This is a genomic window from Streptomyces sp. SID5785, assembly GCF_009870065.1.
Classification (GTDB): Bacteria; Actinomycetota; Actinomycetes; order Streptomycetales; family Streptomycetaceae; genus Streptomyces.
In genome coordinates this window covers 1-12,255 of sequence record NZ_WWIA01001012.1, presented here as the reverse complement: position 1 = coordinate 12,255, position 12,255 = coordinate 1, and the positions used below count along the sequence as shown (strand labels likewise).

The following is a 12,255-nucleotide window of genomic DNA, read 5'->3' as shown; positions in this document are numbered from 1 at the left end:
GCCGCTATCCGAACGGACCTTCTCGAAGCCCGAGTTCGGGTAGAGGTACAGGCGGTAGAGCGAGGAGTACAGCGACGTGAGCTGGTCCTGCGTCGCGCCCTCGACCTCCACCTTGTTCATCAGCTGGTCCCACTGCGCCTGCGCCGCGTCACGCACCGCGGAGAAGGAGCGCTTCGCGGGCAGCTCCTGCGCCAGGTTGTCGGCGGCCTGGTCGACGCTGATCAGCGAGGTCGCCAGGCGCAGCGTCACGGTGCGGTCCTTGCCCGCGTCGAACGTGAAGTGACCCTTCACGCCCGAGGCCTCGGACTCCTTGACCGGCTTGTCGAAGACGCCGTAGACGAAGAGCCGGGTGGCGCCCGCCGACAGCCCGGACTTCACGTCCGAGTAGCCGGTGACGACGCCCTTGTCCTTGTCGAGCGTGAGACCGCCCTGCTCGGAGACGTTGTCGAAGACCACGCTGGCGTCGTCGCCGGGGTAGCTGAAGCGCAGCGCCGCCGCGTGGTCGGTCGGGGCCATCTCGGCCTTCACGCCGTTCTCGAACGTCACGCCGTAGTAGTACGGGCGCGCCGTCTCGTTCTCGTGCTTGAACGGCAGCGCCCGCCCGGTGCGGGACGTGTCGACCGTCTTCGCCGCCGACGGCATCATCTGGAAGGTCTGCCGGTCGCCCATCCACGGGCTGGGCTCGTGGCTCGCGGCCAGCGCCTGCATGGTGGGCAGGTTGTTCTCGTCGTTGTCGCGCGCGTAGTCGTACAGCCAGCTGAGCGAGCCCGCGTTCGTGACCGGCGTCCAGAAGTTGAAGCCGTGCGGGACGGCCGTCGCCGGGAAGGTGTTGCCGCGCGAGAAGCCGCCGCTGGAGTTGGTGCCGCGCGTCGTCGACGCGTACTCGCTCAGGTGCGCCTTCGGCTTGGCCGGCTTCGCCCGGTCGATGGCGACGTCGTCGAGCCAGCCGCGGAACTTCGCCGGGCCCTTGGGGGAGTCGTACGCGACGAGGATGCGGTCGACCGTCCGGCCCGCGGCGACCGAGCCGATGCCCGAGCGCACCGCGTTCCACTGGTTCACGTACAGGCGCTTGGCGGCGCCCTGCCCCTGCGGCGTCAGCAGCCCGCCGTTGGAGTCGACCGCCTTGAGGTCGCTCAGGTACGTGCCGTCGGTGAAGGCCAGGTCGACGGAGACGTTCGTGGCGTCGTAGTCGAGGTCCTTGTCGGCCATCTGCGGGAAGATCTTGTACGACAGCTCGGTGTCCTTGTGCACCTTCACGTCGACGTCGAAGACCTTGTTGTACGAGTAGGCCCGCCCGTCGGCCTTGTGCGTGCCCGCGTAGCGCAGGGCGCGCACCCCGGTGAAGCCCGCGCCCGCCTTCGCGGTCGGCGAGCCCGCCGGGCCCTTGTCGACGAGCGAGAGCATGTCCTCGGGCACCGGCGTCTCGTCGTCGCCGGTGGACAGCTGGAGGTCGCCGAGCTGGGTGGCGTCGTCCGCGCCGTTGTTCTTGGTGAACTCGATGCGGAAGTGCGCGTAGGCGGCCGGCTTCTCGATGTCGTAGGTCTTCGTCTGGAGACGCTCGCCGAAGGTCTCGCCGGTGCGCGTGTCGAGCGTGGTCCACGTCTTGCCGTCCGCGGAGCCCTTGAGGACCCAGTCCCGCGGGTCGCGCTCGTCGTGGTCGTTGGCCGACGTGAGCGCGTACTTGCGGACCTCGACGGCGGAGTCCAGGTCGTACTCGACCCAGGCCGTCGGCGTGAAGGCCAGCCACTTCGTGGTCGCCTCGCCGTCGACCAGGTTCTCCTTGGTCTCGCCGCCGCCGGTGTTCTCGTCGCTGGCGCGGACCTCGGTGACGTGCCCGTTGACATTGCCCGGGATGCCGCCGCTGTACCCGCCGTCGACGCCGCTCGCCCGCTTCTTGCCGTCGGGGCCGGTGTCCACGGTGTTCAGCCAGTCCGGGGCCGGCTGCCCGGCCTCGAAGGAGGAGCTGAACTCCTGTGCCGCGCCATGGCCGTGGCCCGGCTGCGGTGCGGCCGCACCCTGTCCGGCGGCCGTGAGCACCAGGGCGGCCGCGCCGAGCGCCGCCGTGATGCCGATTCTGGGTCGGGACGGACCGGTTCTGTGCCGGCCCGTTCTGTGTCCGCTGGTACCGCCCTGCATCGCTGCACCCTCCCGGCGAGCTCAGACAACGTTGTCAGCTAGTTGCGCAGGGTCCAGTAGGGCGGCAAGTGGCCATGGGTGTCAAGGGTGTTGCCCCGTACGGGCGGAAGCGGGCGCTCCGGGCGTACGGGGCGCCTTCGGGGCAGGGAGTGCGGCCGTCTGCGTTCGACTGTCGAACGCGGCGTGTCCGGAATCGGCCACCGGGCGCCCCCGGAGGGGCACTTCACCCGACTCGTCCCGGCTCGCGGCCGTGTTGCGGGCCGCTTCGGGAGGCCGCTCCTCCATCCTTTGTAGACAAGGGGATTGGCAAGATCGACAAAGGCCTCAGTCCGGCTTATTTCCGGGAGGTCTCAACTCGGAAAAGACCGGCGTCCAAACCTGCATTCGATCTTGCCCCCCTCACAGGAAGTGGACTATACCTGTCGGCGTCTGGCCCGGACGGTGCGAACCGGCCGCGGACGGGCCCGGGGGAAGGGGGGAATCGGCAGGTGCGCGCGTGCGTCGACCGCCGTATTCCTCCGTCACGTCCGGTTCATTTCCGTACCACCCAGCTCCATCTGTTCCCCGCGACGGGCGCATTTCCGGATCACGTCCGGGAAGCGATTCCGCAGCGGGATCCGGGGATTCGTTCCCGGCACGACACAGCACATCACCGCGGTGCCGGGGAGGATCCGGTTCACCGCCTGAGTCCTGGAGAAGGCGAGGACTTGAGCATGGGATCCACACCCGGCGTAGGCCATCGCGACCTGATCAGGCGGAGCGCCTCGGTCGCTCCGGCCGCGGCCCCGGCGACTGCTGTTCCTGTATCGCTCAGCTGATCACCCTCGGTGCCGCCGCACGGCACCGGGACGACGGCGAAACGCCCCGCTGTGCCTCCGCGCCGACCTCTCCGGCACGGAACCGCTCACGGGGCCCGCTCCAGCAGACATGCGGCCGGCGCCCGGCAGGGCAGCCGCACCCGCAGCACACCCGTACAGATCCATTCGATCAGTGAGGATGCAGAGATGACCCTTCGTACCGGCTCTCTCGACAGGCGGACGCTCTTGCGCGGGGCGATCGCGACCGCGGCCATGGGCTCGTTCGCGGTGGCGTGTGGCTCTCCCTCCAGCAACGACGACGACGGTGGCAGCCCGAAGGGCGAGAAGAGCGCCAAGAATCCGTTCGGCGTCGCCGAGAACTCGAAGGTCGACGCGGCCATCTTCGACGGCGGCTACGGCACCGACTACGTCGCCTTCACCAGCAAGGTGGTCGGCAGCCAGGTCAAGGGCCTCACGGTCAAGGTCAAGCCGGTCGTCGACATCGCCCCGGAGCTCCAGCCCCGCTTCGTCGGCGGCAACCCGCCGGACCTCATCGACAACTCCGGCGAGGACCAGATCGGCTTCCTCGGCATCCTCGACCAGCTCGAGGAGCTCGACGACGTCTTCGAGGCCAACAACTACGAGGGCAAGAAGATCGCCGACACGGTCTACCCGAACGTCAAGGACCCCGGCACGTTCAACGGCAAGTTCGTCGGCCTCAACTACGTCATGACGGTGTACGGCGTCTGGCACTCGAAGACGCTCTTCGAGGAGAACAACTGGACCGCGCCGAAGACCTGGGACGAGGCGCTCGACCTCGGCCAGCAGGCGAAGAAGAAGGGCAAGTACCTCTTCGTCCACGGCAAGGAAGCCGCGACGTACTACCTGACCCTCCTCGTCGACTCGGCGATCAAGGAGGGCGGCGACGAGGTCCGGATCGCGCTCGAGAAGCTCGAGAAGGACTCCTGGTCGCACCCGGCCATCCAGGGCGTGCTCAAGGTCATGGAAACCATGGTCAAGCAGAAGATGTTCGTCCCCGGTGGCTCGGGCACCCAGTTCCAGAAGGCGCAGGCGATCTGGAGCAACGACCAGAAGGCGCTGCTCTACCCGTCCGGTGGCTGGATCGAGAACGAGATGAAGAAGGCCACCAAGAAGGACTTCCAGATGACCGGCATCCCCGAGATGACGCTCACCGACAAGCCGAAGATGCCCTACGAGGCGCTGCGCGCGGCCGCGGGCGAGCCGTTCATCGTGCCCAAGCAGGGCAAGAACGCGGCCGGCGGCAAGGAAGTCCTGCGGGCCATGCTCTCCCAGGAGGCGGCGGCCAACTTCTCCAAGACGAAGCTGGCCCCGACCATCGTCAAGGGCACCGTCCCCGCCGACGGCTACGGATCGTCCGCGCTGGTCGCCCAGTCGAAGATGCTCGAGGCCGCGGGCGAGAACATCTTCAACTACCTGTTCATCGTCGCCTACGGGATGAACACCGACCTGCTGGTGCCGTGGAACTCGTTCCTCGCCGGTGACCTCGACGCCAAGGGTCTGACCGCGGCCATGCAGAAGATCTCCGACAAGGTCCGCGAAGACGACTCCATCAAGAAGCTCGAGGTCAAATAGCAACGCCATGAAAGACACGATCAGCACATCCGACACCGCGAGCAGCCGGCCCACGCCGGCCGCTCGCGGCGGGCGGCCCCGGCGCCGCAAGTTCACTCTCGACCGGGTGACGTTCTTTCTCGCGTTCCTCGGCGTCCCGCTGGCCATCTTCGTGCTCTTCGTCCTGTACCCCTTCGCCCAGGCGATCTTCTGGGCGATGACCGACTGGCGCGGATTCAGCCCGGACTACTCGTTCGTCGGCCTCGACAACTTCGTCAAGATCTTCCAGGACGAGATCTTCCTGAAGGCGCTGCGCAACATCGCGCTGCTCGCGGTCTGCGTGCCGCTGGTGACGCTGGTGCTCGCCCTCGGGGTCGCGGTGGCCATCACTCTCGGCGGACCCAGCAAGGGCCCCGTCCGCGGGATCAAGGGCGCGTCGTTCTACCGGATCGTCTCGTTCTTCCCCTACGTCGTGCCGGCGATCATCGTCGGTCTGATCTGGGCGCAGATGTACGACCCGAACGCGGGACTGGTCAACGGCATCCTCACCGGGCTCGGCCTCGACGGCTTCGACAAGTTCGCCTGGCTCGGCGAACCGGTCAGCGCGATGCCCGCCCTGATGTTCGTCATCGTCTGGGGGCTCGTCGGCTTCTACGCGGTGCTCTTCATCGCCGCGATCAAGGGTGTCCCGGCCGAGCTGTACGAGGCGGCCAGGATCGACGGGGCCGGCCGCTTCCGCATGACGCTCGCGGTCACCCTGCCGGCGATCCGGGACAGCGTGCAGACGGCCTACATCTACCTGGGGATCGCCGCCCTCGACTCGTTCGTCTACGTCCAGGCGATGCTGCCGAACGGCGGACCGAACAACGCCACCCTGACGATCAGCCAGCGGCTGTTCACCATCGCGTTCGCCAAGCAGCAGTTCGGCGTCGCCACCGCGATGGGGGTCGTCCTCGCCGTCGTCACCCTGGTGTTCGCGGCGCTGGTCTTCACCGTCAACCGGCTGACCGGCGGTGGTGAGGGCGAGGGCAAGAAGAAGGTGCGCGCGTCCCGGGCTCGGCGTGCCGAAGCCAAGGGAGGTGCCCTGTGAGCACGATGACCGCCGACCGGAAGACGGCGAGTGACCGCAGGCCCACGCGGGACCGGAAGCTGACGCAGGCCGTCGCGAGCAGCGACCGCAGGTTCGCGGTGGTGTCGCACACCCTGCTGATCCTGTGGTCCGTGATCGTGATCGTGCCCATGCTGTGGGTGCTGGTCTCGTCGTTCAAGTCGACCGGCGAGATCCTCTCGTCGCCGTTCTCGCTGCCGGACCACTGGAGGGTCGAGAACTACACGCACGCGTGGACCGACGCGAGCATCGGGAAGTACTTCCTGAACTCGGTGATCGTCGTGGTCTGCGCGCTGGTCCTGGTGATGCTCCTGGGTGCGATGTGCGCCTATGTCCTCGCCCGGTTCCAGTTCCCCGGCCGGCGGGTCATCTATTACGTGATGCTCGCCGGTCTGACCTTCCCGGTCTTCCTGGCGATCGTGCCGCTCTTCTTCCAGCTGCAGAATTTCGGGCTGCTGAACACGCGGCCCGGTCTGATCCTCACGTATGTCGCCTTCGCGCTGCCGTTCACGATGTTCTTCCTCTATTCGTTCTTCCGGTCGCTGCCGCACGACGTCTACGAGGCGGCACAGATCGACGGAGCGGGGGAGTGGCGGGCGTTCTTCCAGGTCATGCTGCCGATGGCCAGTCCCGGTATGGCAGCAGTGGCGATCTTCAATTTCCTGGGCCTGTGGAACCAGTTCCTCCTGCCGGTCGCGCTCAACACCGACCAGGACAAGTGGGTCCTCACCCAGGGAATGTCCGCCTACGCGTCCTCGCAGGTGTACGACATCGACTACGGCGGGCTCTTCGCGGCGATCGTGATCACCGTGGTGCCCGTACTGATCGTGTACATCATCTTCCAGCGGCGGATCGCCGGTTCGGTGTCCCAGGGCACCTTCCGCTGACACCCGCCGACACCCGCGGCGGAGCGCCACCGCTTCACCTGTTGTGCACAGGGGTCCGGCCCCGGAGAGACGTCTCTCCGGGGCCGGACCCCTGTGCACGGCCGCTGGAACCGATTTCTGTCAAGGGCTTGACGCCATGGGCCCCTTCAGCGGAGCTTGGAGTTCATAACTTGTACAAGGCCCGGTCACTCTCCGTGTGACGCGGGCCACGGACGGCTCACACACGGGGGGCCGCCCGTCAACGGGCTAAGGGTGGGATGAGTCAATGGAGACTCCGGGGTCGCAGTCGTCGCTGCACCGGGCCAATCTGGAGCGGGTCGTGCGCGCCGTACGCCTCGCCGGCTCGCTCACGCAGGCCGAGATCGCGCGCACGACGGGCCTGTCCGCGGCGACCGTCTCCAACATCGTCCGGGAGCTCAGGGAGGGCGGGACCGTCGAGGTCACGCCCACCTCGGCGGGCGGACGCAGGGCCCGCAGCGTGTCCCTGAGCGGCGACGCGGGCATCGTCATCGGCGTCGACTTCGGCCACACCCACCTGCGGGTCGCGATCGGCAACCTGGCCCACCAGGTGCTCGCCGAGGAGTCCGAGCCGCTGGACGTGGACGCGAGCGCCGCGCAGGGCTTCGACCGGGCCGAGGAGCTCGTCGAGCGCCTGGTCGTGGCCACCGGCGTGGACCGCTCCAAGGTCGCGGGCGTCGGGCTCGGCGTCCCGGGCCCGATCGACGTCGAGAGCGGCACCCTGGGCTCCACGTCGATCCTGCCGGGCTGGACGGGCGCCAAGCCCGCCGAGGAGCTCAGCCGCCGTCTGGGCGTGCCCGTGCACGTGGACAACGACGCCAACCTGGGCGCCCTCGGCGAGCTCGTCTGGGGCAGCGGCCGCGGGGTGCGCGACCTGGCGTACATCAAGGTCGCGAGCGGTGTCGGCGCCGGCCTGGTCATCGACGGTTCGATCTACCGCGGCCCGGGGGGCACGGCGGGGGAGATCGGGCACATCACGCTGGACGAGTCGGGCCCGGTCTGCCGCTGCGGCAACCGCGGCTGCCTGGAGACCTTCACGGCGGCCCGCTACGTCCTCCAGCTGCTCCAGTCGAGTCACGGCACCGATCTGACCATGGAGGGCGTCGTACGGCTCGCCAGGGACGGCGATCCGGGCTGCCGCCGGGTGATCGCGGACGTGGGCCGCCACATCGGCTCCGGGGTCGCGAATCTGTGCAACCTGCTGAACCCCTCCCGGGTCGTCCTCGGCGGCGATCTGGCGGAGGCCGGAGAGCTGGTTCTGGGGCCCATAAGGGAGTCCGTGAGCCGCTACGCGATCCCCAGCGCGGCGCGTCAACTGTCGGTCCTCCCTGGGGCGTTGGGCGGCCGTGCGGAGGTCCTCGGGGCCCTCGCCCTGGCCCTCAGCGAGATGGGTGATTCCACCCTTTTGGACGGTGCTGTTCCGATGGCGACACCTGCCTTCACTTAGAGAACGCATGACACCGTTGCCATCTCGTTAAGGATTTACTGCTTGACGTTGGGGTTGCGGCCGAGTTGACTTCCAGCCACCTCGGCCGCAACGTCGCGGCCTCGTCAGGGAGGTTTCTGAAGTGAACACGCGTATGCGTCGCGCCGCCGTTGCGTTCTGTGCCACCGCCATGGCCGTGTCGCTCGCCGCCTGTGGCAGTGCCAAGGAGTCCGGCGACAAGAGCGACACCGAGAAGACCGGCTCCAAGAAGGGCGACGACATCACCGTCGGCCTGCTGCTGCCGGAGAACCAGACGGCTCGCTACGAGAAGTTCGACAAGCCGATCATCGAGAAGCAGATCTCCGAGCTGACCAACGGCAAGGGTGAGGTCGAGTACCTCAACGCCAAGCAGGACGCCACCCTGCAGTCGCAGCAGATCGACACGATGATCACCAAGAAGGTCGACGTCCTGATCCTGGACGCGGTCGACTACAAGGCCGTCGCCGGCGGCGTCAAGAAGGCCAAGGACGCGGGCATCCCCGTCGTCGCGTACGACCGTCTGGCCGAGGGCCCCATCGACGCCTACACCTCCTTCGACAACACCGAGGTCGGCCGGACCCAGGGCAAGGCGCTGCTGAAGGCCATGGGCGGCGACGCCAAGCCCAGCAGCAAGATCGTGATGATGAACGGCGCGATCACCGACCCGAACGCCAAGCAGTTCAAGGACGGCGCCACCGAGGTGCTCAAGGGCAAGGTGAACATCGCCAAGTCCTACGACACCAAGGAGTGGAAGCCGGAGAACGCCAACTCCAACATGGAGGGCGCGATCTCCGCGATCGGCAAGGACCAGATCAAGGGCGTCTACTCCGCCAACGACGGCATGGCGGGCGGCATCATCACCGCGCTCAAGGGCGCGGGCCTGAAGAAGCTCCCCCCGGTCACCGGCCAGGACGCCGAGCTCGCCGGCGTGCAGCGCATCGTCACCGGCGACCAGTACATGAGCGTCTTCAAGTCGTACCCGCAGGAGGCCGAGACCGTCGCCAAGATGGCCGTCTCGATCGCCCAGACCGGCAAGGTCGACAGCTCCCTGAAGACCAGCACGGTCGACAGCGGCACCACCAAGGGTGTCCCGGCCGTCATCGTCCCCGTCGTCTCGCTCACGCAGGACAACATCAAGGACACGGTCATCAAGGAGGGGTACTACACCCTCGACGAGATCTGCACCGCCAAGTACAAGGCGGCCTGCGACAAGATCGGCCTGAAGTAACCACAGGTCCCGCACGGGACCCGCGCGCCGCCCGCGGCGCCGCACCCGTGTGACGCACGTCCGGCGCCCCGCCGCCGACAGCCCCGCAAGCTCAACGGCGGGGCGCCGGACGCCATGCATCCCCACCCCCCCTCAGACTTCACTTCTGTTCAACCTCCCGCCGGGTCAGGCCTTTGGCGGCGAAGGAGATGGTTCACGTGTCCGCTACGCCCGTGCTGGCGTTGCGCGGGGTCTCCAAGCGATTCGGTGCCGTCCAGGCGCTCACCGACGTAGAGCTTGAGGTCCATGCCGGAGAGGTGGTCGCCCTCGTCGGCGACAACGGCGCCGGAAAGTCCACCCTGGTCAAGACGATCGCCGGCGTGCACCCCATCGATGACGGTGTCATCGAGTGGGACGGCAAGGCCGTCTCGGTCACCAAGCCGCAGGACGCCCAGGGACTGGGCATCGCGACCGTCTACCAGGACCTCGCGCTGTGCGACAACATCGATGTCGTCGGCAACCTGTTCCTGGGCCGCGAGATCAAGCGCCGCGGCGTCCTCGACGAGGTCGAGATGGAGCGCCGCTCCCGCGAGCTGCTCGAGACCCTGTCGATCCGCATCCCCAGCGTGCGCATCCCGATCGCCTCGCTCTCCGGCGGTCAGCGCCAGGTCGTGGCCATCGCCCGCTCCATGCTCGGCGAGCCCAAGCTGGTGATCCTGGACGAGCCCACCGCCGCCCTCGGCGTCGAGCAGACCGCACAGGTGCTCGACCTCGTGGAGCGGCTGCGCGAGCGCGGTCACGCGGTCATCCTCATCAGCCACAACATGGCCGACGTCAAGGCCGTGGCGGACAAGGTCGCCGTCCTGCGCCTCGGGCGCAACAATGGCGTGTTCGAGGTCAAGACCACCTCGCAGGAAGAGATCATCTCCGCCATCACCGGCGCCACGGACAACGCGGTGACCCGGCGCGCGGCGCGCACCAACGGGGAGGCTCAGAAGTGAGCATCGACAAGAGCAAGGCGCCCGTGGACGAGGTCGAGGCGGCCCCGGCCGCTGCCGGCGCCTCCGTCGCGGCCGTCGACCCCCGGCTCCTCGTGCGCGAGCAGGGCTTCGCGGGCTACCTGAGCGAGTTCAAGCGCAAGATCAAGGGCGGCGACCTCGGCGCCATACCGGTCGTCATCGGCCTGATCGTCATCTGCGCGATCTTCCAGAGCCTCAACTCGGCGTTCCTCGGCGCGGAGAACCTGAACAACATCTTCGTCGCGATGGTCGCCACGGGCATGATGTCCGTCGGCATCATCTTCGTGCTGCTGCTCGGCGAGATCGACCTCTCCGTCGGCTCCGTCTCCGGTGTCTCCTCGGCGATCCTCGCCGTCATGAGCGTCACGCACGGTGTCAACGAGTGGCTCGCCGTCGTCACCGCCCTCGCGGCGGGCGCGGTCATCGGCGCCCTGCACGGCTTCTTCTTCGCCCGCATCGGCGCCCCCGCCTTCGCCGTCACCCTGGCCGGCCTGCTGTTCTGGAACGGCTTCATGCTCCAGATCCTCGGCGCCAACGGCACGATCAACATCGACAGCGACGGCGTCGTCGGCAAGCTGACCAGCTACTACTTCTCCGACGTCATCGCGGCCTACGGCCTCGCCCTCGTCGCCGTGGTCGCCTACTTCGTGCCGACCTTCCTCGGCAACCGCCGCCGTGCCGCCGCGGGCATCCCGTCGCGGCCGCTCAGCGACATCCTGATGCGCACCGTGCTGCTCGCCGTCGCCGTCTTCGGCGTCGCGGTGATCTTCAACCAGTACAAGGGCCTGCCGCTCGCGGTACTGCTCTTCGGCATCGTCCTGGTCGGCACCGACTTCCTGCTGCGCCGCACCTCGTACGGCCGCAAGGTCTTCGCGCTCGGCGGCAGCGTCGAGGCGTCCCGCCGTGCCGGTATCAACGTGACGGCGGTGCGGATCTCCGTCTTCGCCATCGCGGGCCTCTTCGCGGCCGTCGGCGGTCTCTTCTGGGCCTCCAAGATCGCCGCGGCGAACCAGAGCGCCGGCTCCGGCGACCTCCTGATGAACGTCATCGCGGCGGCCGTCATCGGCGGCACCAGCCTCTTCGGCGGACGCGGCCGCACCTGGAACGCGCTGCTCGGTGTGCTGGTCATCACCTCGATCCAGTACGGCCTCGCCCTCCAGGGCATCGCCACCCCGATCCAGTACATGATCACCGGTGGTGTGCTCCTCGCCACGGTCGTCATCGACTCGATCACCCGCAAGACCCAGAAGTCGGCCGGCCGCGCCTGATCCAGGCCCCGCCCGACCGCTTCTGACCAGGCCGACCGTGCCCGGCGTCGACGAGGACGCCGGGCACTGTCGTGCCCCGAACGCACGGCCCGGCCGCCACCCGCGGCGGCGGAACATTAGACTCGTCGGATCCGGCAAGCTCGAACAGCTCTGCCAGCTACAGAACGCTCTATTGCAAGGAGGCACGGGTGCCGCTGCTGACCCGCATCACGGGACCGCGCGATCTGGACCGGCTCAGCCTGGAGCAGCTGGACCAGCTGGCGGGAGAGATCCGGACCTTCCTCGTGGACGCGGTCTCGAAGACCGGCGGCCACCTCGGCCCCAACCTCGGCGTCGTCGAGCTCACGATCGCCCTGCACCGCGTCTTCGAGTCCCCCCAGGACAAGGTCCTGTGGGACACCGGCCACCAGTCCTACGTGCACAAGCTGCTCACCGGCCGCCAGGACTTCTCGAAGCTCAAGATGAAGGGCGGCCTGTCCGGCTACCCCTCGCAGGCCGAGTCCGACCACGACGTCATCGAGAACTCGCACGCCTCCACCGTCCTCGGCTGGGCCGACGGCCTCGCGAAGGCCAACGAGCAGCGCCGCCGGGACGACCACGTCGTCGCGGTCATCGGGGACGGCGCCCTGACCGGCGGCATGGCCTGGGAGGCGCTGAACAACATCGCGGCCGCCAAGGACCGCCCGCTCGTCATCGTCGTCAACGACAACGAGCGCTCCTACGCGCCCACCATCGGCGGCCTCGCCAACCACCTGGC

Annotated in this window: 9 protein-coding genes; 8 read left to right on the top strand and 1 reads right to left on the bottom strand. The window is 68.1% G+C overall.

From position 1 onward, the window contains the following. Positions 1-2,136, bottom strand: a 2,136-nt coding sequence (locus tag GTW43_RS32715) for a glycoside hydrolase domain-containing protein (RefSeq protein ID WP_202502242.1), incomplete at its 3' end; no start/stop codon positions are given. A 1,004-nt stretch (positions 2,137-3,140) separates the two neighbouring features. On the opposite strand from GTW43_RS32715, the gene ngcE reads away from it, so the two are divergent. From ngcE to GTW43_RS32675, 8 genes are all read left to right on the top strand, one after another. Then, complete coding sequence (gene ngcE, locus GTW43_RS32710) at positions 3,141-4,547, top strand: N-acetylglucosamine/diacetylchitobiose ABC transporter substrate-binding protein (RefSeq protein ID WP_202502241.1); 1,407 nt, start codon at positions 3,141-3,143, stop codon at positions 4,545-4,547. Between the two features lie 7 nt (positions 4,548-4,554). Beyond that, entirely contained in the window at positions 4,555-5,616 is a 1,062-nt protein-coding gene (locus GTW43_RS32705) for a sugar ABC transporter permease (RefSeq protein ID WP_161305594.1), read from the top strand. 5 nt (positions 5,617-5,621) lie between these two features. Then, a complete protein-coding gene (locus GTW43_RS32700; RefSeq protein ID WP_202502245.1) occupies positions 5,622-6,521 on the top strand; it encodes a carbohydrate ABC transporter permease in 900 nt (299 codons plus the stop codon). A gap of 265 nt (positions 6,522-6,786) precedes the next feature. Then, positions 6,787-7,986: an ROK family transcriptional regulator gene (locus GTW43_RS32695; protein WP_161305592.1), complete on the top strand. Its 1,200-nt coding sequence runs from the start codon at positions 6,787-6,789 to the stop codon at positions 7,984-7,986. Positions 7,987-8,119: 133 nt separating this feature from the next. Further along, positions 8,120-9,232 carry a substrate-binding domain-containing protein gene (locus GTW43_RS32690; RefSeq protein ID WP_202502244.1) on the top strand — a complete coding sequence of 371 codons (1,113 nt, stop codon included), beginning with the start codon at positions 8,120-8,122 and terminating at the stop codon, positions 9,230-9,232. A 188-nt stretch (positions 9,233-9,420) separates the two neighbouring features. After that, positions 9,421-10,212, top strand: coding sequence for an ATP-binding cassette domain-containing protein (locus GTW43_RS32685; protein ID WP_161305590.1), 792 nt, complete (start codon positions 9,421-9,423; stop codon positions 10,210-10,212). A 23-nt stretch (positions 10,213-10,235) separates the two neighbouring features. Next, on the top strand, positions 10,236-11,498 hold the full coding sequence (locus tag GTW43_RS32680; RefSeq protein WP_343246186.1) for a sugar ABC transporter permease: 1,263 nt from the start codon (positions 10,236-10,238) through the stop codon (positions 11,496-11,498). Between the two features lie 188 nt (positions 11,499-11,686). Then, a partial coding sequence (locus GTW43_RS32675; RefSeq protein ID WP_343246185.1) for a 1-deoxy-D-xylulose-5-phosphate synthase N-terminal domain-containing protein occupies positions 11,687-12,255 on the top strand: 569 nt, incomplete at its 3' end.